Source organism: Mycobacterium sp. UM_Kg1, from assembly GCF_000972925.1.
GTDB classification, from domain to species: domain Bacteria; phylum Actinomycetota; class Actinomycetes; order Mycobacteriales; family Mycobacteriaceae; genus Mycobacterium; species Mycobacterium hiberniae.
Map to the genome: position 1 here is coordinate 1 of NZ_JRMK01000054.1, position 25,971 is coordinate 25,971.

The following is a 25,971-nucleotide window of genomic DNA, read 5'->3' on the forward strand; positions in this document are numbered from 1 at the left end:
TTCAGACCACCCTGGCCACCGTTACCACCGGCACCACCAGCACCACCATTGCCACCCGAGACACCCGCACTGGTCGAGGCAGCACCGGCGAAGCCCGCACCCCCCTTACCGCCGGCGCCACCGACGCCGGCGGTACCGTTCACCCCGTTAGCCGCCTGGACGCCGGAGCCGCTGAGGCCGCCGACGCCGGCCTTGCCCGCGTCGCCGCCCGCGCCGCCGTTGCCACCCGCGGTGCCATCCACATGGCTGGCCGTGCCATCGACACCGGTAGCCCCCACCGCACCGGCACCGCCGTTGCCGCCGTTACCGCCGACCCCGCCGGCACCGGCCGCACCGTTGTTGGTGCCCTGCCCGCCGACACCGCCGGTGCCGCCGTTGCCGCCCGCGCCGCCATTGGTGCCGCTGGCACCCGGTGTCGCTCCCGCTACGCCGGCCAGGCCGTTGCCACCCTTACCGCCGGCGCCGCCGTTGCCGCCATCACCCTGTGCGGCCCGGCTGCCGTCGGTCTCCAAACCGCCCAGGCCGCCGTTCCCACCGGCTCCACCGGCGCCGCCGTTGGTGCCGTCGATACGTCCCGTGCTCCCGTTGACGCCGTCAAAGCCCTTGCCGCCGGCGCCACCCTTGCCGCCGAGGCCGGCCGTACCGTCGGTGCCGCCCGCGGCGCTGGTGCCATTACCGCTGTCACCACCGGCACCGCCCTTGCCCGCGTTTCCACCGGCACCGCCGGTCTGACCCGCGATGCCATCGACATGGGTCGCGTTGCCCGCGGCACCGTCGGCCCCCTGGGCGCCGTCGCCGCCGGACCCGCCGTTGCCACCGACACCGCCCGCACCGTGTTGGCCCGCCGCAGATCCGGTACCCCCGACGCCACCGGCACCGCCGGCACCACCGTTGCCGCCGTGCTCGCCTGCTGCACCGGCAGTAGCCCCGTTCAACCCCTCGTAGCCGGCGCCACCGTCGCCGCCGGCACCACCGTTGCCACCCACGCCATCAGCGGCGCGGGTGTTGTCGGCATTGAGGCCACCCCGGCCACCGTTGCCGCCGGCGCCGCCGGCCTGGCCCGCCGTGCCGTCCGGATTCGCCTGCGTTCCGGCGGTCCCGTCTTGTCCGTCCGAGCCGCTGCCGCCGTTGCCGCCCGCACCGGCTACGCCTGACTGGGCGAATGTTCCGTTGGCCTGCTTGCCGCCCACGCCCGCGTCGCCGCCGGCGCCGCCGTCGCCGCCGGCCGTGCCCGATGCGGCGCCGTTGTCTGCGGCAGCGTTGTATCCGGCACCACCGACACCGCCGTTACCGCCCTTACCGGCGACACCGTTGGCGCCGGCAGCCGCGTAGGTGCCGTTGCCCGAGCTTCCGCCCGCGCCGCCGACGCCGGCGTTGCCACCGTTGCCGCCGTTGCCACCGGCCCCGCCGTCGGGGTTGGCGGCGGTTCCGGCCGTGCCCGCGCCCCCGTTGGCGCCGTTGGTGCCGCTCCCGCCGGCACCGCCGATGCCGCCGGTGCCGTGGGCGCCGGCGGTCGAGCCGGTCCCGCCCGCCCCGCCGTCGCCACCAGCACCACCGTTGCCGCCGGACGTGCCGGCCGCTGCGCCGGCAGCCACCGCGTTGAACCCGGCGCCACCCTTGCCGCCGGCACCGCCGTCACCGCCGACACCCGTCGCGGCGCGCGTCGTGCCGTTGGCCTGCAGGCCGCCCTGACCGCCGTTACCACCGGCACCACCGGCGGTGCCGGCGGTGCCGTGCGGGTTTGCGGCTGTGCCCGCGGAGCCCGCTGCGCCGTCCCGGCCGTCGCCGCCGTCACCGCCGACACCGGCCGCCCCCGACGCCGCACGAGTTGCGCCGTCAGCCTGCAGGCCGCCCAGCCCCGCATCACCACCGGCACCGCCGTTGCCACCTGCCGTGCCGGCCGCAGCGGTGTCATCCGACGCCGCGTCGTAGCCCTTACCGCCGGCGCCACCGCTGCCGCCCGTACCGGCCGCGCCGGCGGCACCACTGTCAGCCTGTCCGCCGGCGCCCTGACCGCCGGCTCCACCGCGCCCGGCATCGCCACCATTGCCACCGGCCGCACCGGCGGTGCCGTCAGGGTTCGCTGCAGTGCCGTCCCCACCGTCGGCACCGTCGACGCCGTCGCCGCCCGTGCCGCCGTTGCCGCCGACGCCACCGACACCCAGCGCGCCGACGGAACCGGCAGCGCCCTGCCCCATGAACCAGCCACCCGCTCCACCGGCACCGGCCTGCCCGGCCGCGCCACCGTCGCCGCCTACGCCGCCATTGCCGCCGCTGGTGCCGTCCAGATGGGCGCTCGTACCGTCGGCGCCGTCCGCGCCCAAGCCGCCGGCGCCGCCAGCGCCACCCGTGCCGGCCGCGCCGCCTTTACCGCCCGCACCGAACAGGTAGGCGCCGCGGCCACCGCTGCCGCCGTTGCCTCCGTTGCCGCCATTGCCGCCATTGCCGCCATTGCCGTCGCCGCCGTTGGCGAAGCTGCCGTCCGCGCCCGCAGTGCCGGCCAAACCGTCACCGCCGGCGCCGCCGGCTCCGGCTGCGCTGAACACGCCCCACAGCGCAGCGTCGCCACCGGCGCCACCCTTGCCGCCGGCTGCGCCCGGGTCGACCGCGGTACCACCGGCACCACCGGCGCCACCATTGCTGAACCAGGAGAACGTCCCGGCGCTGCCGCCGTTGCCGCCGTCGCCGCCGTTGATGCCGTTACCACCGGCGCCACCATTGCTCCACCAGCCGAACAGGCTGCCGTCGCCACCGGCGCCACCGATGAAACCGTCACCGCCGGCACCACCGTTGCTGAACGCCGAGAACCAGCCGACGCCACCACCGTCGCCACCGAAGCCGCCGGTGCCGTTGCCGCCGTCGCCGCCGCTGCTGAACAGCGCGAAAAGGCCGCCGCTTCCACCGTCACCGCCGTTGTAACCGTCGCCGCCGGCGCCACCGTCGCTGAACCAGGCGAACCACCCGACGCCACCACCGTCGCCACCGTCACCAGCGCCGAAGGCGTCACCACCGGCGCCGCCGCCGCCACCGAACAGACCGCCCTGGCCACCGGCACCGCCGTCGATAAGCCCGTCGATGCCGTCGGCGTTCCAACCCGCGCCACCGGAGCCGTAAATCCACCCGCCGGCCGCGCCGTCCGGGTTTGCGGCGGTGCCGTCGGCACCGTCACCGAACGGCCGCAGCCAGTCGATGTCGGCCCAGTTGAAGGTGGCCCCCGCAGAGCCGGGCAGGTCGAGCGCGTCGGCGCCGATACCGGCCAGGTTCAGCTCGGCCAGCATCGTGTCCCACACGTTGTCCCACACCGTCGGGTCAGCCCACCCGTCGAAGACACCGGCCCAGCTGGTCGGGTCGATGACCACGTCCCAGGCCGCCTGGTCTGCCCAGTTGACGCTCAGATCGGCGACCGCCCCGCCCAGGCTCTCCCCGAACAGGTCGAACCACACGTCTTCGATGTCGGCGTGTGCCGTCGGCGCCGGCGTCCAGGGCCCCAAACCGAACGTCAGGAACGCGCTGATCGCGCTTCCTGCGCCGAGCAGGCGGCTGCGACGACCCTGAGAACGACCCTGACGATGGCGAGCCATATGGCTTTTCCCCTTAACTGACACACAACTTGGGCACAGACAAGAGGGGACGTTAACAGGTATTCCCATCCAGTCAACCGGAGTTCACTCGGATAGACTCGGCGCCAGCACTGCGTCTAGTAAACCGGCGAAACGGTCTGCAAACCTGCATAAGTGCACATTGCGCTCCGCTAAATACGCTCAACTTGGGAACTCCCAGCGGCGATTGGAGGATTTGGAAAACTTCAGCAAACGGCCGGAGAGCTTCACAACGTTTGCTGGCCACTTAGGCTCATGCGGAGCGCCTCGGCATGGCGCTTACGGTGCGCGCCCGCCCACTTGGGCGAGCGCCTCAGGCTGCCGCGGCGGCCATTGCCTGGGACCTCAGGGGGCGCGTGTCGCGGCGGCGGGCCACCGGCCCGCTCGCTCACCCCTCAAACGAAAAAGCACCGGCTGCGCCAATGGCGCAGCCGGTGCTGAACGGGATGACTAACGGATTACTACTGCTCCTGGCAGAGGTCGTCCAAGACGTCGATCTGGCCACGCAGCTGGTCGCGAAGCGGCTGCTGCACCTCGTCGTCGGGGGCATGCCCGGCCAGGTAATTGATGCTCAGCGCCTCGAGGGTGTCGGCCATGTCGCCAGCAGCCTTCGCCAAGTCAGCCGGGGTTCCGGGGTTGGCGTCCAGGCTCTGGTGCAGGTAGGCGCCGCCGGCGAACAGCGAGAGCCGCGCGTTGGTGCCGACGGCCAGGTCACCGGCGAGGTCGCCCGGAACCGGGTTCTGCAGGTTGGTGTTGAACTGGGTGCCCTGCCGCACCACTGCCTGCGCGTTGCAGATCTTGCCCTTGGCTTCGGCACGCTGGTCGTCGGAGAACTTCTGGCCCGTCGACGGGTGGAACCACCCGAGGATGGCCAGCACGATGCCGATCACAGCCAGCGCGAGCGCGGCGATCGTGGGCACCGACAGCGCCGAGGCGGAAGTGGAAGATTGCGGAAAACCCGCGCTCTTGGGCTTGGCGGAGGACGATTCGCTAGGAGAGGTCTCAGGCATTGCGCGATCGTAACGGGACAGGTCCGTTTAGTCACGCCGAATGGGGATCCGGCGCGTTGCCGGTACCCTCATGTGCGATGTTGAGCACCGAGCTGCAGACCACACCGCGCCGCCTCACCGGCTGGGGCCGCACCGCGCCCAGCGTGGCGCAGGTCTTGTCGACCCCGGACGTCGAGCTCATCGCCGGCGCCGTGGCCCGCGCGGCCGAGCAACGTGGCCGTGGCGTGATCGCCCGCGGCCTGGGCCGCTCGTACGGGGACAACGCTCAAAACGGCGGCGGCCTGGTGATCGACATGACCGCGCTCAACCGGATCCACTCGATCTCGGCGGATCGCGGCATCGTCGACGTCGACGGCGGCGTGAGCCTGGACCAGTTGATGAAGGCCGCCCTGCCCTTCGGCTTGTGGGTGCCGGTGCTGCCGGGAACCCGGCAGGTCACCATCGGCGGGGCGATCGCCTGCGACATCCACGGCAAGAACCACCACAGCGAAGGCAGCTTCGGCAATCATGTGCGGTCCATCGAGCTGCTGACCGCCGACGGTTCGGTGCGCCACCTGGAACCGGACAGCACCGACAAAGAGACCGCCGCACTGTTTTGGGCCACTGTCGGCGGCAACGGTCTGACCGGCATAATTCTGCGCGCCACCATCGCCATGACACCCACCGAGACGGCGTACTTCATCAACGACGGCGACAACACCAGCACGCTGGACGAGACCATCGCCTTCCACAGCGACGGCAGCGAAGCTAACTACACCTATTCCAGTGCCTGGTTCGACGCGATCAGCCCGCCGCCGAAACTGGGTCGCGCCACCATTACCCGTGGGCGCCTGGCCCTGCGCGACGAACTGCCCAAGAAGCTGGCGCGCAACCCGCTGAAGTTCGACGCTCCGCAGTTGATGACCGTGCCCGACATCTTCCCCAACGGGCTGATGAACAAGTTGAGTCTGAGCACCATCGGCGAGCTGTACTACCGCCGCGGCGGCCACTACCGCGGCAAGGTGCAGAACCTGACGCAGTTCTATCACCCGCTGGACCTGCTGGGTGAGTGGAACCGGGGCTACGGTTCGGCCGGCTTCGCCCAGTACCAGTTCCTGGTGCCCACCGAGGCCGTCGAGGAGTTCAAGAGCATCATCGTCGACATCCAGGCCAGCGGGCACTACTCGGCGCTGAACGTGTTCAAGCTGTTCGGCCCGGCCAACGCCGCACCGCTGAGCTTCCCGATGCCCGGCTGGAACGTGTGCCTGGACTTCCCCATGAAACCCGGCCTCAACGAGCTGCTCAACGAGCTCGACCAGCGGGTGCTGGAATTCGGCGGGCGGCTCTACACCGCCAAGGACTCCCGCACCACCGCGGAGAACTTCCACGCCATGTACCCCCGCATCGACGAGTGGATCGCGGTGCGCCGCAAGGTGGATCCCGACGGGGTCTTCGCCTCCGATATGGCCCGACGTTTGGAGCTGCTGTAGATGGTGTTCGACGCGACCGGTAATCCCCAGTCGATTCTGCTGCTGGGCGGCACCTCCGAGATCGGCCTGGCGATCTGTGCGCGCTACCTGCGCAACGCCTCGGCGTCCGTGGTGCTGGCCTGCCTGCCCGGCGACCCGGGCCGGGAAGGGGCGAAAGCGCAGCTGGAGGCCGCCGGCGCGAAGTCGGTGCGGATCGTCGACTTCGACGCGCTGGACACCGGCAGCCATCCGGCGATGATCGACGCCGCCTTCAGCGACGGCGACATCGACGTGGCGGTGGTTGCCTTCGGCATGGACGCCGACGCCGAGGAGCTGTGGCACAACCAGGCCAAGGCTGTGCAGGTCGCCGAGATCAACTACACCGCAGCGGTTTCGGTGGGTGTGCTGCTCGCGGGCAAGATGAGCGCCCAGGGCTTCGGGCAGATCATCGCGATGAGCTCGGTGGCCGGTGAGCGGGTCCGCCGGACCAACTTCGTCTACGGGTCCACCAAAGCCGGCCTGGACGGTTTCTACCTGGGCCTGGGCGACGCGCTCCGCGAAGACGGGGTGCGGGTGCTGGTGATCCGCCCCGGGCAGGTGCGCACCCGGTTCTCCGCGCACGTCAAGGAAGCCCCGCTGACCGTCGACAAAGAAGACGTCGCCGAACTGGCGGTGACCGCGGCGGCGAAGGGCAAGGAAATCGTCTGGGCGCCAGGGGCGTTCCGCTACGTCATGATGGTGCTGCGGCACGTTCCGCGGGCGATCTTCCGCCGGCTGCCCATCTGATGCGCACCGCGCTGACCACCGTCGGTCAGATGATGCTGGCCGCCGCGGTGGCCGTCGTCGTCGCGGTGGTCGCGCTGACGGCGATCGCGCGGGTGCAGTGGCCGGCGTATCCGTCGTCGAACCAACTGCACGCCCTGACCACGGTGGGGCAGGTCGGCTGCCTGGCCGGGCTGGGCGTGGCGGCATGGTTGTGGCGGCGTGGCCGTCAGGCGTTGGCCTGGCTGGCCGCGGTGGTCTTCGTCTCGGCGTTCTCGGTGGTGACCCTGGCGATGCCGCTGGGCGCCACCAAGCTCTACCTGTTCGGGATCTCGGTGGACCAGCAGTTCCGCACCGAATACCTGACCCGGCTGGCCGACAGCCCGCGGCTGCACGACATGACCTACCTGGGGCTGCCGCCCTATTACCCGCCGGGCTGGTTCTGGCTCGGCGGACGCGCCGCGGCCCTCACCGGCACGCCGGCCTGGGAGATGTACAAGCCGTGGGCGATCACCTCGATGGCCCTCGCCGCCGCCGTGGCCCTGGTGCTGTGGAACAAGATGGTCCGCTTCGAGTACGCGCTGCTGGTCACCATCGCCGGAACCGCGGTGACACTGGCCTACAGCTCGCCGGAGCCCTACGCGGCCATGATCACCCTGCTGGCGCCCCCGGTGCTGATCCTGGCCTGGTCGGGACTGCGCGCGGCCGGCCGGGGCTGGGCGGCGCTGGCCGGTACCGGTGTCTTCCTGGGTTTCGCCGCCACCTTCTACACCCTGCTGGTGGCCTACAGCGCCTTCACGGTGACGTTGATGGCGGTGCTGGTGGCGGGCTCGCGCGCGGTCCGGCGTGCCGGCCTTCGCGCCACACTGGAACCGCTGGCCCGGCTGGCGGTGATCGGCGTGGTCGCCGCGGCCATCGCCTCGATCACCTGGACGCCCTACCTGCTGACGGCGCTGCATCATCCGATCGGCGAGACCCGCGGCGCCCTGCACTACCTGCCCCGCGACGGCGCCGAGCTGAGCTTCCCGATGCTGCAGTTCACCCTGCTTGGGGCGCTGTGCCTGCTGGGCACCCTGTGGCTGGTGGTCCGCGCCACCTCCTCGACCCGGGCCGGTGCGCTGGCGATCGGCGTCGTCGGCGTCTACCTGTGGTCCTTGCTGTCGATGCTGGCCACCCTGGCGCGCACCACGCTGCTGAGCTTCCGATTGCAGCCGACGCTGACGGTGCTGCTGGCCACCGCCGGGGTCTTCGGCTTCATCGAGGGCGCCCGCGCGCTCGCCGGGGCCGCCCGCGGCTGGCACCGGATCGTCTACCCGGCGGCGACGGCGGTGGGCGTGGCCGGCGCCCTCGCGTTCAGCCAGGACATCCCCGAGGTGCTGCGGCCCGACATCACCGTCGCCTACACCGACACCGACGGCCACGGCGAGCGCGGCGACCGCAGACCGCCGGGCGCGGCGAAGTACTACGAGGCCGTCGACGCCGCCATCACCGCGGCCACCGGTAAGCCGCGGGACCAGACGGTGGTGCTCACCGCCGACTACAGCTTCTTGTCCTACTACCCCTACTGGGGGTTCCAGGGCCTGACCCCGCACTACGCCAACCCGCTGGCCCAGTTCGCCGCGCGCGCCGCCGCGATCGAAGCCTGGTCCAAGCTGGAGACGGCCGAGCAGTTCACCCGCGCACTCGACGACTTGCCGTGGCCGGCGCCCACCGTGTTCCTGATGCGGCCCGGTGCCGGTGACACCTACACCCTGCGGCTGGCCAAAGACGTCTACCCCAACCATCCCAACGTGCGGCGCTACACCGTGGAGCTCGACGCGGCACTGTTCTCCGGCCCGCAGTTCCGCGTGCAGGAGATCGGTCCGTTTGTGCTTGCCATCCGCACCTGACAAGCGCCGCCGAACGCCCCGATAGCATCTGCTCCGTGACCGATACGCGCGCCGACTACCGGATCGCTCGGGCCGTCGCCGTCGTCGCCGGCGTGCTGGGCAGCCTTCTGGCCATCCTGACCCCGTTGTTACCGGTCAAACAGACCACCGCAGAACTCAACTGGCCGCAGAACGGCGTGCTGAGCAGTGTGCAGGCTCCGCTGATCAGCTACGTGGCGACCGACCTGGACATCAGCGTGCCGTGCCAGGCGGCGGCCGGCCTCACCCCGAGCAAGTCGGTGCTGCTGTCCACGGTGCCCAAGCAGGCGCCCAAGGCCGTCGACCGCGGCCTGCTGATCCAGCGCGTCAACGACGACCTGGTTCTGGTGGTGCGCAACGTGCCGGTGGTGGTGGCGCCGCTGTCGGCGGTGCTCGGCCCGGACTGCCAGAAGCTGACCTTCACCGCGCACGCCGACCGGGTCACCGCCGAGTTCGTCGGCCTCAAGTACGGCCCCAACGCCGAGCATCCCGGCTCACCGCTGACCGGAACCCGCAGCGGCTATGACTTCCGGCCGCAGATCGTCGGCGTCTACACCGATCTGAGCGGGCCGGCGCCGGCCGGGCTGGAATTCTCGGCCACCGTCGACCCCCGCTACTCCAGCGCACCGACCGCCCTCAAACTGGCCGCGATGACCCTGGGGGTGGCGCTGACCATCGCCGCCCTGATCGCCCTGCACGTGCTCGACACCGCCGACGGGATGCGGCACCGGCGCTTCCTGCCGGCCCGCTGGTGGTCGGCCTCGCCGCTGGATGTGCTGGTGACGGCTGTGCTGGTGTGGTGGCACTTCGTGGGCGCCAACACCAGCGACGACGGCTACATCCTGACCATGGCGCGGGTGTCGGAGAACGCCGGCTACATGGCCAACTTCTATCGCTGGTTCGGCACCCCGGAGGCGCCGTTCGGCTGGTACTACGACCTGCTGGCGCTATGGTCACACGTCTCGACCACCAGCATCTGGATGCGTCTGCCCACTCTTGGCATGGCGCTGGCCTGCTGGTGGCTGATCAGCCGCGAAGTCATCCCCCGGCTGGGTCACGCCGTCAAGCACAGTCAGGCGGCGGCGTGGACCGCGGCCGGCATGTTCCTGGCGTTCTGGCTGCCGTTGAACAACGGTCTGCGCCCCGAACCGATCATCGCGCTGGGCATCCTGGCGACCTGGTGCTCGGTGGAGCGGGCGGTGGCCACCAGCCGGCTGCTGCCGCTGGCGATCGCCTGCATCATCGGCGCGATGACGCTGTTCTCCGGCCCCACCGGGATCGCGTCGATCGGCGCCCTGCTGGTGGCGATCGGCCCGCTGCGCACGATCCTGCACCGGCGTTCCAAGCAGTTCGGGCTGGCGCCGCTGTTGGCGCCGATCGCCGCGGCGGTCGGCATCACCGCGATCGTGATCTTCCGCGACCAGACCCTGGCCGGGGAGATCGAGGCCAGCACGCTCAAGTCCGCGGTGGGCCCGAGCCTGGCCTGGTTCGAGGAGCACGTCCGCTACGAGCGGCTTTTCCTGGCCACCCCCGACGGTTCGGTGGCGCGGCGCTTCCCGGTGCTGGCCCTGGCGCTCGCGTTGGCGGTGTCGGTGGCCGTGGCGCTGCGCAAGGGCCGGATTCCCGGTACCGCGGCCGGCCCCAGCCGGCGCATCATCGGGATCACCATCATCTCGTTCATCGCGATGATGTTCACGCCCACCAAGTGGACGCATCACTTCGGCGTGTTCGCCGGCCTGGCCGGGTCGCTGGGCGCGCTGGCCGCCGTCGCGGTGAGCGCCGCGGCCATGCACTCCCGGCGCAACCGGACGCTGTTCACCGCGGTGGTGCTGTTCATCACCGCGCTGTCGTTCGCCAGCGTCAACGGCTGGTGGTACGTCTCCAACTTCGGTGTGCCGTGGTCCAACGCCTTCCCCAAGTGGCATCTGGCCTTCGCCACCATCGGGTTGGCGCTGACGGTGGCCGCCGCGCTGGTGGCCGCGTGGTTCCACTTCAGCAACGGCGCCGAGCGCACACCCCGGTGGACGGCGCTGACCGGTTATCCACTGGCGATCGCCTCCTGGTTGCTGATCGTGTTCGAGGTGGTCTCGCTGACCGCCGCGATGCTCGGCCAGTACCCGGCCTGGACCGTGGGCCGCTCCAACCTGTCCGCCATCCCGGTACTGGGATCGGGGCGGACCTGCGGGCTGGCCGACGACGTGCTGGTGGAGCAGGACCCCACCGCCGGAATGCTCAGCCCCATCGACAGCCCGGTCTCAGAGGCCCTGAGTGCGGGGTACGCGGCCGGGTTCATGCCCAACGGGATCCCCGACGACGTCTCGGCCGACCAGGTGATCGGTCCGCCCGGCCTGGGCCGGCTGGCCGACGACGACGCGCAGGTCGCCGGCGGGGAGGCCGGTACCGAGGGCGGCACCACCGCGGCCGAGGGCGTCAACGGGTCCCGGGCGCGGCTGCCCTACAAGCTCGACCCCGCCCGGGTGCCGGTGCTCGGCAGCTGGCGGCCCGGCCTTCAGGTGCCCGCGCTGCTGCGGTCGGCCTGGTACCGGCTGCCCGCCGACCGGGCCGGCGCGGGGCCGCTGCTGGTGGTGGCGGCGGCGGGCCGCTTCGACCGCGGCGAGGTCACCGCGCAGTGGGCCACCGAGGCCGGCGCCGCCAACGACAAGCCGGGCGGCACCGTGCAGTTCGGGGACATCGGTGCGGTTCCGGCATGGCGCAATCTGCGTGCGCCCATGTCGTCGATCCCCGCCGAGGCCACCCGTATCCGGCTGGTGGTCCGCGACGACGACCTGGCTCCGCAGCACTGGATCGCGGTGACACCGCCGCGCATCCCGCAGCTGAGCACCCTGCAGGAAGTGGTGGGCTCGGCGGACCCGGTGCTGCTGGACTGGCTGGTGGGCCTGGCGTTCCCCTGCCAGCGCCCGTTCGGTCACCAGAACGGGGTGACCGAGGTGCCCAAGTGGCGGATCCTGCCGGACCGCTTCGGCGCCGAGGCGAACTCACCGGTGATGGACAACAACGGTGGCGGCCCCTTGGGCATCACCGAGCTGCTGGTGCGTGCGACCACGGTGCCCAGTTATCTGAACCACGACTGGTTCCGCGACTGGGGCGCCCTGCAGCAGTTGACGCCGTACTATCCCGCGGCCACACCGGCGCAGCTGGAACTGGGAACCGCGGTGCGCTCCGGGCTGTGGAGCCCGGCCCCGCTGCGGCACTGAGCGCGGTTGCGGCGCCCACCGTCCGCGGTTGCGGCGCCCACCGTCCGCGGTTGCCGGCGCCTACCGTCCGCGGTTGCCGGCGCCTACCGCCCTGGGACCCGTCCTGGGACGCCCCTCGAGTCCCGTGGGTTTCGGCGGCCGCACAGGCACCACTGGCCACTCGGCCGCGGGTATGTGGTGAGTGCCCGCCTCTGAGCGACAACGGCGGCTGCTGTCGGACCGCGTTGTCATCGTTGTGGCATGACGAACACCACGCCGCTGCGCGGCATTGAGCTGCGCTACGTACTGACCCACTACCTGCACCATCACGGCACGTGCAGCATCACCGAACTGGCTGCGGAGCTGGCCTCGCGGGGCTTCTGCGTCCAGGGGCGGCCGTCCAAGGCGATCTCGGACGCGCTGCGCTGGGAGCGGGATCGGGGCCGCGTGTTCCGGCGCGGCCGGGGCCGCTACGGGCCGGCATCGATGCCACGCGCGACCGAGTACCGGATACACCAGCGGGTGATGGCGCTGCGGGACGCGGCCACCGAACAAAGCCCACCTCCATAACCCGGGCATAACCCGACATAACGTGGGTTGTCGCGCAGAGGCGGGCAACAATCACATATATCCGGGCCGCGCGCGCGAGCGCCGGACGGCCCGGATTCCCCACCAGCCGGGCGGGACGGGGTGCCCGGCATGGCGGACGGCGTCGCATAGCATCAGGGCTCGTGTCCTCCACCCACGATCAGCCCCAGCGGCGCTATCGGATTGCACGGCTGATCGCAGTGCTCGCCGGCGTCAGCGGCGTGCTGCTGTGCGGCATCACACCGCTGCTCCCGGTCAAACAGACCACCGCCACGATCGCCTGGCCGCAGGGCGTCGACGCCGACGGCTACGTCTCCGACGTCACCGCTCCCCTGGTCTCCGGCGCGCCCCGCAGCCTGGACATCACCATCCCGTGCTCGGCGATCGCCACCCTGGGCGCCAACGGCGGCCTGGTGCTGTCCACGGTGCCCGCCGGCGGAGTCGACGCCACCGCGCACGGCCTGTTCGTGCGGGCCAACAAGACGACCGTGACCGCGGCCTACCGCGACCATGTGGCCGCGGCCGTCCCCCGCGACAAGATCGCCGACTGCAGCGAAGTGCACCTGTGGGCCGACGCCGGCGGGGTGGGGGCGGACTTCGTCGGCATCCCCGGCGCCGCCGGCACCCTTCCCGGCGAGAACAAGCCGCAGATCGGCGGCATCTTCACCGAGCTGGAGGTGGGCCCACAGCCCGGGTTGCACGCGCGTATCGACATCGACACCCGCTTCATCACCTCGCCCACCGTTGCGAAAGCCGGCGTAATGACGCTGGGACTGCTGGCGGTGCTGGCGTCGATCATCGCGCTGGGTGTGCTGGACCGGCGCGCGGGCCATCGCACGCCACGCAGCTGGCGACGCTGGTTCAAGGCCAGTCCCATCACCTGGCTGGCCGATGCGGGGGTGCTGGCGGCGTTGGCCCTCTGGCACGTCATCGGCGCCATCTCCAGCGACGACGGCTACAACCTGACCATGGCGCGCAACGTCGCGCACGCCGGCTACGTCGCCAACTACTACCGTTTCTTCGGCGCCAGCGAGGCCCCGTTCGACTGGTATCCGGCGCTGCTGGGACAGCTGAGCACGGTGAGCACCGCCGGGGTGTGGATGCGGCTGCCCGCCACCGCCGCGGCGATGGCCTGCTGGCTGATCATCAGCCGGCTGATCCTGCCCCGGCTGGGCCGCCTGTCGGGTAACCGGGTGGCGGTGCTCACCGCCGCGATGATGTTCCTGGCGGCCTGGATGCCGTTCAACAACGGCCTGCGCCCGGAGCCGCTGATCGCGCTGGGCACCCTGGTGGTCTGGATTCTGGTGGAGCGCACCATCGCCACCCGCCGGCTGGTTCCCGCGGCCTGGGCCACCGTGGTGGCGGTCTTCACCGTGACGCTGGCCCCGCACGGCTTGATCGCCCTGGCCCCGCTGCTGACCGGTTCCCGCGCGATCGAAACGGTGATCCGCCGGCGCCGCGCCGAGGACGGCCTGGCCGCGCCACTGGCGGTGCTGGCCGCGGCGGCGTCGGTGATCGCCGTGGTGGTGTGCCGGTCGCAGACCCTGGCCACGGTCGCGGAGTCGGCCCGGATCAAATACGTCGTCGGCCCGACCATCGCCTGGTACCAGGAGTTCCTGCGCTACTACTTCCTGACCGTCGAGGAGAACGTCGACGCCTCAATGACGCGCCGGTTCGCCGTACTGGTGCTGCTGTTCTGCATGCTTGCCATGCTGGTGATCCTGCTGCGCCGCGGGCGAATCAGCGGCGTCGCCGGCGGTCCGGCCTGGCGGCTGATCGGCTCGACAGCGGTGGGCCTGCTGCTGCTGACCTTCACCCCGACCAAGTGGGCGGTGCAGTTCGGCGCGTTCGCCGGGCTGGCGGGGGCCCTGGCGGCCTTGACCGCCTTCACCTACGCCCGGGTCGGCCTGCACAGCCGACGCAACATGACCCTGTACGTGACGGCACTGCTGTTCCTGGTGGCCATCGCGACATCGGGGGTCAACGGCTGGTTCTACGTGGGCGGCTACGGCGTGCCGTGGTTCGACATTCCGCCGGTGATCGCCAGCCGCCCGGTCACCTCCATGTTCCTGACGGCCTCGATCGCCACCGGTCTGCTGGCCGGCTGGCAGCACTTCCGGTTGGACTACGCCGGCCACACCGAGGTCACCGCCAACCGGCGCAACCGGATTCTGGCCTCCACCCCGCTGCTGGTGGTCGCCAGCCTGATGGTGCTGCTGATGGTCGGCTCGATGGCCAAGGCCGCCGCCGGGCGCTACCCGGCCTACACCACCGCCAAGGCCAACGCCGAGGCCGTACTCGCCGGCGTCCGCGGCCAGACCAGCTGCGGCATGGCCGACGACGTGCTGGCCGAACCGGACACCAACGCCGGACTGCTGCAACCCGTGGACGGCCAGGACTACGGCGAGCTCGGCCCGCTCGGCGGCTCCGACCCCTACGGATTCGACCCCAACGCCGTCGACGAGGACCTCACCTCCCTGGCTGTGATCGCCAAGCCCGGCGTGCCCAACGCCGACGCCTCACCCAACAAGCCCAGCGCCAACCAGAGCGATGCGGCCGGCACCGCCGGCGGCAAGATCCCCGACGACGCCCCGGACGGGGTGAACGGGTCCCGGGTGGCGCTGCCGTTCGGCCTGGACCCGGCGGTCACGCCGGTGCTGGGCTCCTACGGCGAACAGGTCGCCGCGCACGCCACCTCGGTCTGGTACCGCCTGCCCGAGCCCGACCCGTCGACCAACCGGGCGCCCATCGTCGTCGTCACCGCCGCCGGCGCCATCTGGTCGCACGGCGAGGACGGCAAGCTCGACTACGGCCAGCCGCTGAAGCTGGAGTGGGGCGCCAGCGCGCCCGACGGCACCTTCCGGGCGCTGGGGCAGGTGGAGCCCATCGACATCGGGCCGCAGAACTCCTGGCGCAACCTGCGTTTCCCGTTGGCGTGGGCGCCGCCGGGCACCGATGTGGTGCGCATCGTGGCCAACGACCCGAACCTGTCCACCGAGCAGTGGATCGCCTTCACTCCCCCGCGGGTGCCGGTGGTGCAGACCATCACCGAGTTGATGGGCTCGCAGACCCCGGTGCTGATGGACATCGCGGTGGCGGCGAACTTCCCCTGCCAGCGGCCGTTCACCGAACACCTGGGAGTCGCCGAACTGCCGGAGTACCGGATCATGCCGGATCACAAGCAGACCGCGGCGTCGTCCAATCTGTGGCAGTCGGCCGAGGACGGCGGACCGTTCCTGATCACCCAGGCCATGCTGTGGACCACCACCGTCCCGACCTACCTGCGCAATGACTGGTATCGCGACTGGGGTGCGGTGGAGGCCTATCACCGCCTGATCCCCGCCAAAGCCGCGCCCGACGCCGTCATCGACCAGGGCACCGTCACCGTTACCGGCTGGAGCCGGCCCGGACCGATTCGAGCACTGCCATGACCGCGCCCGTGACCGACCGTGACCTCACACTGACCCGCTGGGTGGCCGTCGTCGCCGGCCTCGTGGGCTTCCTGCTGTCGGTGGCCACGCCGCTGCTGCCGGTGGTGCAGACCACCGCGACGCTGAACTGGCCGCAGCACGGCGAGTTGAGCAGTGTCACCGCACCGCTGATCTCCCAGACGCCGCTGTCGCTGACGGTGAAGGCGCCGTGTGCACTGGTGCGCCAGTTGCCCGCCGAGGGCGGCACCCTGGTGTCGACCGCGCCGGCCAAGGGCAAGGACGCCGCGCTCAACGGGCTGTTCATCACCGTCACCGAGAAGCGGGTGGACGTCACCGACCGCAACGTGGTGCTGGCGACCGCACCCCGCGCCAAGGTCGAGGGCCCCGACTGCACCGATATCGAGGTCACCTCGTCGCACGACGGGACGTTCGCCACCATCGGCGGCATCACGCAGCGGTACGGCTGGGCGGACCCGAACCTGCGCCCGCAGATCGTCGGGGTGTTCACCGACCTGACCGGTCCGGCTCCGGACGGGCTGTCGCTGACCGCCGACATCGACACCCGGTTCTCCACCAAACCGACGGTGCTCAAGCGGATCGCGATCTTCGCGGCGATCCTCGCCACGGTGATCGCGGTGCTGGCGCTGTGGCGCCTGGACCGGCTCGACGGGCACCGGATGCACCGGCTGATCCCGAGCCGGTGGCGGTTCTTCTCCCTGGCCGACGTGGCGGTCGTGTTCGGGTTCGTCCTGTGGTACGTGATCGGCGCGAACTCCTCCGACGACGGCTACATCCTGGGGATGGCCCGGGTAGCCGATCACGCCGGCTACATGAGCAACTACTTCCGCTGGTTCGGCAGCCCCGAAGACCCGTTCGGCTGGTACTACAACCTGCTGGCGCTGATGACGCACGTCTCCGACGCCAGCATCTGGATCCGGCTGCCGGATCTGGTGGCCGGGCTGGTGTGCTGGCTGCTGCTCAGCCGCGAGGTGCTGCCCCGGTTCGGTCCGGCGGTGGCGGCCAGCAAGCCCGCGCTGTGGGCCGCCGGGATGGTGCTGCTGGCGGCGTGGATGCCGTTCAACAACGGTCTGCGCCCCGAGGGGATCATCGCCGTCGGTGCGCTGATCACCTGGGTGCTGGTGGAGCGGGCGATCATCTCCAGCAGGCTGACGCCGGCGGCGCTGGCCATCATCTGCGCGGCGTTCACGCTGGGGATTCAGCCCACCGGTTTGATCGCGGTGGCCGCACTGCTGGCCGGTGGCCGGCCGCTGCTGCGGATTCTGGTGCGCCGGCACCGTCTGGTGGGCACCTGGCCGCTGGTGGCGCCGCTGCTGGCCGCCGGCGCGGTGATCTTGACGGTGGTCTTCGCCGACCAGACGGTGCGGGCGGTCTTGGAGGCCACCCGGGTGCGCACCGCGATCGGGCCCAGCCAGGCCTGGTACACCGAGAACCTGCGCTACTACTACCTGATTCTGCCGACGGTCGACGGCTCGCTGTCGCGGCGATTCGGGTTCTTGATCTGTGCGCTGTGCCTGTTCACCGCCATGTTCATCATGTTGCGGCGCAAGCGGATCGCCAGGGTGGCCAGCGGTCCGGTGTGGCGGTTGATGGGCGTGATCCTGGCGACCATGTTCTCGCTGATGTTCGCCCCCACCAAGTGGGTGCACCACTTCGGGCTGTTCGCCGCGGTGGCCGGCGCCATGGCGGCATTGACCACGGTGCTGGTCTCCCGACAAGTGGTCAGGTGGTCGCGTAACCGCATGGCGTTCGCCGCAGCGGTGTTGTTCATCATGGCGTTGTGTTTCGCCACCACCAACGGCTGGTGGTATGTCTCCAGCTACGGCGTTCCGTTCAACGCCGACATGCCGCGAATCGGTGGGATCACCGTCAGCACAATCTTGTTCGCCATGTTCGCTGTCGCAGCCGGGTGGGCCGCCTGGCTGCACTTCGCTCCCCGTGATCGTGGCGAGGGCCGGCTGGCCCGGGCGCTGACCGCCGCCCCGGTGCCGCTGGCAGCCGGTTTCATGGTGTGCGTCTTCATCGCCTCGATGGTGGCCGGGATCATCCGCGAATACCCGACCTACTCCAACGGCCTGGCCAACGTGCGGGCGTTCGTGGGCGGCTGCGGGCTGGCCGACAACGTGCTGGTCGAGCCGGACACCAACGACGGCGCGCTCACACCGCTGCCGGGCCGGTACGGCGAGCTGGGACCGTTGGGCGGCACCGACCCGGTCGGTTTCACCGCCAACGGGGTGCCGGAGAAGGTGGTGGCCGAGGCGCTGCGGATGCCGATCACCCAGCCCGGCACCGACTACGACTGGGATGCCCCCAAGAAGCTGAAGAAGCCCGGCATCAACGGCTCGACGGTGCCGCTGCCCTACGGCCTGGACCCGGCGCGGATTCCGTTGGCGGGCAGCTACAGCACCGACGGCCAGCAGGAGAGTCGTCTGACGTCGGCCTGGTACACCCTTCCCCCGGCCGACGACGCGCACCCGTTGGTGGCGGTGACCGCCGCGGGCACCATCGCCGGCAACAGTGTGCTCAAGGGCTACACCACCGGACAGGACGTACAGCTGGAGTACGGCGTTCCCGGTCCCGACGGCGCTCCGGTGGCCGCCGGCCGGCTGGTGCCCTACGACCTGTTCGGGGAGTGGCCCCGGATGTGGCGCAACCTGCGCTACCCGCGCTCGCAGATCCCGTCGGACGCCACCGCGGTGCGCATTGTGGCCGTGGACAAGTCGCTGAATCCGCGGGATTGGATCGCCTTCACCCCACCGCGGCTGCCCGAGGTGAAGACCATTCAGGAGTACATCGGCTCCGACAAGCCGGTGCTGCTGGACTGGGCGGTGGGCCTGGCCTTCCCGTGCCAGCACCCGATGCTGCACGCCAACGGCGTCACCGAGGTGCCGGAGTACCGGATCACCCCGGACTACAACGCCAAGAAGCAGGACACCGACACCTGGCAGGACGGGGTGAACGGGGGGCTGCTCGGGATCTCCGACATGCTGCTGCGCGCACACGTGATGGCCACCTACCTCAACTACGACTGGGGCCGGGACTGGGGTTCGCTGCGTCAGTTCGACGTGATCACCCCGGCCACCCCGGCGGAGCTCGAGTTGGGCAGCGCCACACGTTCGGGCTGGTGGTCACCCGGCGAGATCCGGATCAAGCCTTAGTATCAGCCGCTGGCGGTGAGCGGGGGAAGCCCTGCGGCCGGAGATCCGGCCAGCTTCTCCCACTCGTGGTCGGGGCGTACTCGGGGAACGCCGGTGCCGCGCAGTGAAAACCCTGCCGTCTCCGGCAGGAACCGCAAGACCCCGAGGCCGATCACCGCGGCGATCGCGAGATACGCCGCGGGGAACAACTGCCATTCGGTGCGTTCGATCACCGCGTCGGCCAACACCGGCGCGGTGCCGCCGAACATCGCCACGGCCGCGTTGTCGGCGACGGCGAACCCCGCATAGCGCACCTGGGTGGGGAACAACGCCGGAAACGTCGCCGCCACGGTCGCCATCGGCCCCGCGCACAGCACACTGAGCACCGTGTATGCCACCAGGGCATAGGCGAATCCCTGGCCCATGAGCCAGTACATCGGCAGCGCCAGCACCGCGAAGCCCAGCAGCGAGGCCCGCCAAAGCGGCTTGCGGCCGATCCGGTCCGACCACGCCCCCGCGAGGGGGATGCAGGCCATCGTGGCCAACTCCCCCACCAGGATCACCGCGGTTCTGCTCGGCCCGTCGAGGCCGACGGTGGCGTACAGGTAGGTCGGCTGGTAGGTCACCAGGGTATAGTCGATGATGTTGAGCACCACCAGCAGCGCGAACGCCACCAGGATCGGCCGGGTGTAGTGGGTGAGCAGGTCCACCAGGCGTCCCCAGGCCGACCCGGTGATCGCATCATGCGCCGCGCACTCGGCGAACACCGGCGTCTCCGGCATCCGGGTGCGCAAGACGATGCCCAGCACGCCCAGCGGCAGTGCCACCAAGAACGGGATGCGCCAACCCCACGCTGCCATCTGCTCGTGGGTCAGCAGCGACTCGAGTGTCAGCACGACGGCACTGCCGAGAACGAAGCCGCCGACCGCGCCGAACTCCAGGAAGCTGCCGTAGAACCCGCGTTTGTCGTCGGGGGCGCTCTCGGCCATAAACGTGGCGGCGCCGCCGTATTCGCCGCCCGTGGAGAAGCCCTGCACCACGCGCAGGGCGATCAGCAGTATCGGCGCCCACCAACCGGCCACGGCATAGGTGGGCAGGACACCGATCAACGTCGTCGCCACCGCGATCAGCGCAATCGTGGCGATCAGGGCCGACTTGCGTCCGAAGCGGTCTCCGATCGGGCCCCAGACCATGCCGCCCAGCGGCCGGAGCACAAAGGAGACCGCGAAACCGAGCATGGTGCCCAGGTTGCCCAGCGCGTCCGGAAAGAACGCCTCGGTCAGGTAGGTCGCCACCACGGCGTAGACACCGTAGTCATACCATTCGGTCGCGTTGCCGATCGCCGATGCCGCGATGGCTTTGCGCATCAGCCGGTCATGTTCATCGGGAGTGCCGGACCAGTTCGGTGCGGCCGGTTCCGGTTCGCGCGGGCGCAGCAGACTCACCACGCCTCACCGCAAGGAAACACGCCGTCCCCCTGTCCAGGCCGCCGACGATTCGCGCGGCGATCCGCGAACCGAAAATCGCCCTCCGGCCGGCAGAGGGGTAATCTCGGCGACTGCCCATGCATGGGACCACCTGGTAGCAACCATAATTGGTTTCACGGCGAAGTGGCCGGTGTTGGGGGTAAGCGTTACACAACGCTTACGTCAGCGAGACCGCCGTGGCCAGCACTACCGGGGTTGCCGGCTAAAGTTACGTCGGATTGTCGGCGCGGGCTCTTGGGGTTGCGGCCCGCCAACGTTGTACACGTGGTGACGCCCCTGTTGTAAGGTGCGTCCGTGGGCAAGACGAACATCGCCGTGATCGAGCTCCGCCGCTTCTAGCGGCGGAGAGCGGACACTCAATAGTTCCGCCGCTTTCAGCACCTCAGTTGCTGGGCGGCGTTGTAGCGCTGCCCGGGCACCCCACTACTGCCCGGAGTTAATAACCATGCCTACCTTCCGTGCTGGCCGCCACGAACTCGGCCAGAATTTCCTCACAGACCGCAAAGCCATCGCCACGATCGTCGACCTCGTTTCCCGAACAGATGGACCAATCATCGAAATCGGTTGCGGTAGTGGGGCTCTGACACTTCCTATGCAGTCCCTGCGTCGTCCGATCACCGGGATCGAGATTGATCCACACCATGCCGACGCGCTACAGCGCCGCGTCGGCCCGAGCACGAAGATCGTGCGGACCGACTTCCTGCGCTACCGGCTCCCGCGAACGCCCCACGCCCTCGTGGGGAGCCTGCCGTTCCACCAGACCACGGCGATATTGCGGCGCATCCTGCACGCCGAACACTGGACAGCAGCAGTCCTGCTGGTGCAGTGGGAGGTCGCACGCCGTCGCGCGGCAGTCGGAGGGGCGACAATGATGACCGCGCAGTGGTGGCCGTGGTACGACTTCGCGCTGGCTGGCCGCGTTCCCGCATCGGCGTTCAGGCCCCGACCCGGAGTCGATGGCGGGCTGATGACCATCGCACGCCGCACCGCGCCACTCGTCGACGTCGCGCACCGCCGCCGATACAGCGCCTTTGTCCACACCGTCTTCACGAGCAAAGGCCACGGGCTGCACCAGATTTTGCCGCGAGTGGCCGGCGCACCGGCACAGGCGGAGGTCAAAAGGTGGCTCGGAGTCCAACGCCTTCGCGGTACACCGCTTCCGCGTGATCTCTCCGCCGAACAGTGGTCTGAACTCTTCGCCATTGTCGACCGGTTCTCGGCACCGGTGGACCATGAGCGTGGCGGGCTCGGGCGATGAGTCACCCACGAGACGAGTACGCCCGCGCCTCAACACGCAGCGTCCGAGGCGCTGGCTGCTAGCCCTGGGCCTCCCAGTAGGCGGGATCCAGGTACTGGCCCACCAGAGATTCCCACAACATGTTCGTCAGTCCCTGGAGCATGGCCTGCGGGTCGGCCCCGTCGGCCAGGCCCACGCCGTCCCCGGCCGCCAGCAGCAGGTCCAGCGCCGGGTTGTCCACCATGTCGGTCACCACATACGTCGACGGGTCGAAGATCGCGTCCACGAAGTTGTTCCAGCCGGTCTGCGCCGCCGCCGCCAGCGCGGAGCTGAGCCCGTTCCAATCGACGATCTGCGGGTCCACTGTGACCATCGTGGGCTGGTCGGCGGGGCCGTCGTTCCACCCGTGCTCGATGTTCCCGTAGCCGAGGTTCACCAGAATCCGCATGGTCGGTTCCATCAACTCGTACAGCGGCTTTCCGGTGATCGGAACGAACAGCAGCGGCCACAGCAGGGGAAGGTATTCGCTTTCGATCACGTAGGAGCTGATCAGGCTGTCCGGACTGGACTCCAGCAGCGTCGCCCCGGCGATCTGCTCGGGTGTCAGGCCCAGGTAGCTGACGTGCTGGACGAATGTGCCCATGACGGCGTTGAGGAAGGCGAAGATGTTGCCGGCGTAACGCGGAAAGTCGGCGTAGCCGTCATATTCCAGGGTGTAAATGCTGGTGGGGTAGAGATCACTGGGCGTCGGGTTGCCCAGCGTGACCTGGCTCTGCCCCATGAGTTCGGCGAGCTCGGGCATGTTCTCGAAGCCGACCAGCATGCCGCCGTTGGGGTTGGCCGAGTTTCCGATCAGCACGAAGTGCACCGCAGAGCTCGGCACGTCTGCCTCGGCCAGTTGTTGCATCGCCAACGTCGCCAGGGCAGCGCTCTGCGAGTAGCCGAACACCGTGACCGGGTTGTCGGCGTCCACTTCACCACTCTCGATCAGGCCCAGCACCTTTTCGACGAGGATCTGCGCGCCTTCGGCCAACGAGGAGTCCAGCAGGTAGGGCTCCTGGGGCGTGGTCAAAACCTGAAGCTGACCGGCAAAGCCGTTGGGCTGCAGGAAGAGCTCATTGACCGTCTCCGCGAACTGCGGACTCGGTGTGGGGATCATGCTCGGACCCATGATCAAGGCGATGCCGGAGTCAGCGAGCGGACCGCCTGCGACGGCCGACAGCAACACGTCGGCGTGACCGGCAGCCGAAGCCGCCGACGCCAGCGGGGGTGTGGCGGTCATACCCGCGACCAGGGCGGCGGCGGCCAGGGCGGCTCGAACACCAGGCTGACGGTGGCTGGACCGTGCCGTAACTGCTTCAAACATCCAGACTTCCTCGCCGGTTCTCCAGGCCCGCACATGCGCGTGGCATTGCCGAACCTGGATGATTTCAATCACACTGTGGTCTGTCAAACTCAGGTTACATTTACCCAGGAAAGCCGCCTGATCTGCTGCAACTCCCGGTGCGGCGGGGAACCATCATTCACCCCGCCCCCTTCCCTGAGTTGACACTGAGCGTCGCGGCGTGTTCAGGGACGTGGCTGCGCACCCACCAGAAGACGCTGCGCGATGGCACGCCGACGTAGGCTCCCCACGCGCGGCAGTCGCCATCAGCGCACGGGCCCCGTGAACGGGGCGTCGTCGAGTGCACGCAAGTGACTGGTTCGCGCTGGCCAACGCCAGTAATGTCGTCGCGGTGCGCTTGTCGCCGCAGGGGGGGAAGCGCAGCATCGCCGAGCGTGCGTCGTTAGGGGTGGCCGGGCATGCCGCTGAGTCTGTCGAACCGGGACCAGAATTCCGGTCACCTGTTCTACAACCGACGACTGCGTGCAGCGACCACCAGGTTCTCCGTGCGCATGAAGCACGACGACCGCAAACAGACCGCCGCTATCGTGCTGTCGATCGTCTTGATCCTGATCGGCATGGGCTGGATGCTGCTGCTCAACGTGCTGCGCCCAGCTGGCATTGTTCGGACGTCATCCATTGTCGGCGACCGTGATTCGGGTGCGATCTACGCGCGCATCGGCGGGCGGCTGTATCCGGCGTTGAACATCACCTCGGCGCGACTTGCCGTAGGCCACGCTGAGCCACCCACCTGGGTCAAACCCGCTGAGATCGCCAAATACCCGACCGGCCCCATGCTCGGTATTCCGGGTGCCCCGCCGTCATTGATCGCCAACACCGGCGCGCCTTCGGCCTGGGCTGTCTGCGACACTGCCGGCTCACCGCGCCGCGCCGAGCCGCCCGTGGTGACTGCGATTGCGGGAGTGTTGACTCCCCTCGGCCGCGCCGCACCGCTGGCGCCGGACACGGCCATCCTGACCCGCTTCCAGGGCGGGACCTACGTCATCTGGGGCGGCAAGCGGTCCCAAGTGGATCCCGCCGATCGAGCCACCACGCTCAGTCTCGGTCTCGACCCGGGGACCACAGCACCTGTCGAGATATCGCGGGCGCTGTTCGATGCGCTCCCCAGTACCGAACCCCTCCGCGTTCCGGTGATCCCGCTGGCAGGCACACCATCGCAATGGGTGCCCGGCTCCCAGGTGGGGACGGTGCTGGAGACCCGGACGTCCAGCGGGGGTTCGCAGTTCTACGTTCTGGTTCCCGACGGCGTCCAGAAGATCAGCAGCTTCGTCGCCGACCTGATCCGCAGCGCGAACTCGTTCGGCTCGGTGGCGCCGCTGATCGTCAGCCCCGACAAACTGCTCAAGATCCCGGAAGTGACCACCCTGCCCGTCGAGTACTACCCGCACGGCAGGCTCACATTCGTCGATACCGCGGCCGACCCGACTACCTGCGTGGCCTGGGAGAAGGCCTCCGGTGACCGCCAGGCGCGGATCACCCTGTACAGCGGACGCGGCCTGCCGGTGTCGCCGGAGATGGACAGCCGGATCGTCCGACTGGTGCGCGACGACCGCGGCCCCAACTCGGTGGTCGCCAACCAGGTGCTGGTGTTGCCGGGAGCAACCAACTTCGTCGCCTCCACCGGCGGACTGCCCGAGTCCGATACCCGCGAGGCGCTGTTCTGGTTGTCGCCCAACGGTGTCCGATTCGGCATCGCCGCCGACACCGATACCCTCCAGGGCCTCGGCCTGGACCCGGGCTCCGCGCAGCAGGCACCCTGGCCGCTCCTGCGCACGTTCGCCGGCGGTCCAGAACTGTCGCGGCGCGCCGCACTGCTGGCCCGCGACACCCTGGTGGCGCCCGGGGCCGTACAGCCGGTGGTACCCAGCAGCCAGCAGGGCGTCTCGGGAGGGCACTGACCGATGTCCAAGCGCGCATTCGTTCCCGTCCGCCTTCAGGTCCCTGAACCCAAGCCCGTGCGGGTCGCGCCCCGGGCGCCAGACGCACTTCCCGAACGCGAGCCGCGCAACCTCTGGGTGATGATCGGCCTACCCGCCCTGCTCGTGGCGCTGATCGGCACCATCGTCATGCTCTATGTCTCCGGTGTGCGCAACCTGGGGTCGGGCATGTTCCCCATGGTGGGCATGGCCGGGCTGGCGATGCTGATGTTCTCCGGGCGCTTCGGCCGGGCCCGCAAGATCAGCTGGGGCGAGCAGGAGAAGAATCGGCGCAGCTACCTGCGCTCCCTCGACAGCGAGCGTGACGAGATTCAGAAGGCCGTCTGCGCCCAACGCAGCGCCCAGGAGTCGGTGCACTCCACTCCGCTGGAGCTGGGCGCGGTCATCGGGGGCCCACAAATGTGGGAGCGCCGCCGCTCCGACGCGGATTTCCTGGACGTTCGGCTGGGCGTCGGGGTGCAGCATGCCCCGGACTCGGTGTTGTCGGTGCAGTGGCCGGAGATCCCCGTCGACGAGGAGTTGGAGCCCGTCACAGGCCAGGCGTTGCGCGACTTCATCCTGGAACAGCGCAAGATCCGTGACATCGCCAAGGTGGTGAACCTGCGCTCCCGCCCCGGTTTCAGCTTCATCGGAGAAGACCTCGACGGCATTCGCTCGCTGCTGCGTTCGATGCTCAGCGGGCTGGCGGTTTTCCACAATCCCCTCGACGTCAAGCTGATGGTGGTGACCCGGCACCCGGAGCTGTGGTCGTGGATGATCTGGCTGCCGCACAACCAACACGACGAACTGTTCGACGCCTGCGGGTGGCGAC

General features: G+C 69.8%; 11 protein-coding genes and 3 pseudogenes. 10 read left to right on the plus strand and 4 right to left on the minus strand.

Annotation, left to right across the window (positions count from 1 at the left end):
• Nucleotides 1-3,581, minus strand: a pseudogene (locus LI92_RS23745) (hypothetical protein); the annotation flags it as partial.
• A gap of 479 nt (nucleotides 3,582-4,060) precedes the next feature.
• On the minus strand, nucleotides 4,061-4,519 hold the full coding sequence (locus tag LI92_RS10445) for a hypothetical protein (RefSeq protein WP_052740759.1): 459 nt from the start codon (nucleotides 4,517-4,519) through the stop codon (nucleotides 4,061-4,063).
• A 167-nt stretch (nucleotides 4,520-4,686) separates the two neighbouring features.
• On the opposite strand from LI92_RS10445, the gene dprE1 reads away from it, so the two are divergent.
• The 7 genes from dprE1 to LI92_RS10480 all read left to right on the plus strand — a co-directional run bounded on the left by dprE1 (nucleotide 4,687) and on the right by LI92_RS10480 (nucleotide 19,115).
• Nucleotides 4,687-6,078, plus strand: a complete 1,392-nt coding sequence (gene dprE1, locus LI92_RS10450) for a decaprenylphosphoryl-beta-D-ribose oxidase (protein WP_046318609.1) — start codon at nucleotides 4,687-4,689, stop codon at nucleotides 6,076-6,078.
• Nucleotides 6,079-6,843: a decaprenylphospho-beta-D-erythro-pentofuranosid-2-ulose 2-reductase gene (gene dprE2, locus LI92_RS10455; protein WP_046318611.1), complete on the plus strand. Its 765-nt coding sequence runs from the start codon at nucleotides 6,079-6,081 to the stop codon at nucleotides 6,841-6,843.
• Nucleotides 6,843-8,708: a galactan 5-O-arabinofuranosyltransferase gene (locus LI92_RS10460; RefSeq protein ID WP_046318613.1), complete on the plus strand. Its 1,866-nt coding sequence runs from the start codon at nucleotides 6,843-6,845 to the stop codon at nucleotides 8,706-8,708. The genes dprE2 and LI92_RS10460 overlap by 1 nt, the downstream gene beginning before the upstream one ends.
• Complete coding sequence (locus tag LI92_RS10465; protein WP_286135010.1) at nucleotides 8,705-11,941, plus strand: arabinosyltransferase domain-containing protein; 3,237 nt, start codon at nucleotides 8,705-8,707, stop codon at nucleotides 11,939-11,941. The genes LI92_RS10460 and LI92_RS10465 overlap by 4 nt, the downstream gene beginning before the upstream one ends.
• A gap of 240 nt (nucleotides 11,942-12,181) precedes the next feature.
• Nucleotides 12,182-12,490 (plus strand): hypothetical protein, encoded by a 309-nt coding sequence (locus tag LI92_RS10470; RefSeq protein WP_046318617.1) that lies wholly within the window; start codon nucleotides 12,182-12,184, stop codon nucleotides 12,488-12,490.
• 161 nt (nucleotides 12,491-12,651) lie between these two features.
• Nucleotides 12,652-15,939: an arabinosyltransferase domain-containing protein gene (locus LI92_RS10475; protein WP_046318618.1), complete on the plus strand. Its 3,288-nt coding sequence runs from the start codon at nucleotides 12,652-12,654 to the stop codon at nucleotides 15,937-15,939.
• Nucleotides 15,936-19,115 carry an arabinosyltransferase domain-containing protein gene (locus LI92_RS10480; protein WP_046318620.1) on the plus strand — a complete coding sequence of 1,060 codons (3,180 nt, stop codon included), beginning with the start codon at nucleotides 15,936-15,938 and terminating at the stop codon, nucleotides 19,113-19,115. The genes LI92_RS10475 and LI92_RS10480 overlap by 4 nt, the downstream gene beginning before the upstream one ends.
• Before the next feature lie 2 nt (nucleotides 19,116-19,117).
• On the opposite strand, the gene LI92_RS10485 is transcribed toward LI92_RS10480, so the two are convergent.
• Entirely contained in the window at nucleotides 19,118-20,539 is a 1,422-nt protein-coding gene (locus LI92_RS10485; RefSeq protein WP_046318634.1) for an MFS transporter, read from the minus strand.
• 487 nt (nucleotides 20,540-21,026) lie between these two features.
• Between LI92_RS10485 and erm(46) the strand changes: the two are divergent.
• A pseudogene (erm(46), locus tag LI92_RS10490) lies at nucleotides 21,027-21,779 on the plus strand (23S rRNA (adenine(2058)-N(6))-methyltransferase Erm(46)); the annotation flags it as partial.
• Between the two features lie 118 nt (nucleotides 21,780-21,897).
• On the opposite strand, the gene LI92_RS10495 reads toward erm(46), so the two are convergent.
• Complete coding sequence (locus LI92_RS10495) at nucleotides 21,898-23,184, minus strand: PE-PPE domain-containing protein (protein ID WP_052740760.1); 1,287 nt, start codon at nucleotides 23,182-23,184, stop codon at nucleotides 21,898-21,900.
• A 437-nt stretch (nucleotides 23,185-23,621) separates the two neighbouring features.
• Between LI92_RS10495 and eccB the strand changes: the two genes are divergently transcribed.
• Complete coding sequence (gene eccB, locus LI92_RS10500) at nucleotides 23,622-25,121, plus strand: type VII secretion protein EccB (protein WP_046318626.1); 1,500 nt, start codon at nucleotides 23,622-23,624, stop codon at nucleotides 25,119-25,121.
• A gap of 3 nt (nucleotides 25,122-25,124) precedes the next feature.
• Nucleotides 25,125-25,971 (plus strand): annotated as a pseudogene (locus LI92_RS10505) (type VII secretion protein EccC); the annotation flags it as partial.

Bases quoted from the DNA above. Each gene is read 5' to 3' on its own strand.
- dprE1 (WP_046318609.1), top strand. From the start codon at position 4,687: ATGTTGAGCACCGAGCTGCAGACCACACCGCGCCGCCTCACCGGCTGG.
- dprE2 (WP_046318611.1), top strand. From the start codon at position 6,079: ATGGTGTTCGACGCGACCGGTAATCCCCAGTCGATTCTGCTGCTGGGC.
- LI92_RS10460 (WP_046318613.1), top strand. From the start codon at position 6,843: ATGCGCACCGCGCTGACCACCGTCGGTCAGATGATGCTGGCCGCCGCG.
- LI92_RS10470 (WP_046318617.1), top strand. From the start codon at position 12,182: ATGACGAACACCACGCCGCTGCGCGGCATTGAGCTGCGCTACGTACTG.
- LI92_RS10480 (WP_046318620.1), top strand. From the start codon at position 15,936: ATGACCGCGCCCGTGACCGACCGTGACCTCACACTGACCCGCTGGGTG.
- LI92_RS10495 (WP_052740760.1), bottom strand. From the start codon at position 23,184: ATGTTTGAAGCAGTTACGGCACGGTCCAGCCACCGTCAGCCTGGTGTT.
- eccB (WP_046318626.1), top strand. From the start codon at position 23,622: ATGCCGCTGAGTCTGTCGAACCGGGACCAGAATTCCGGTCACCTGTTC.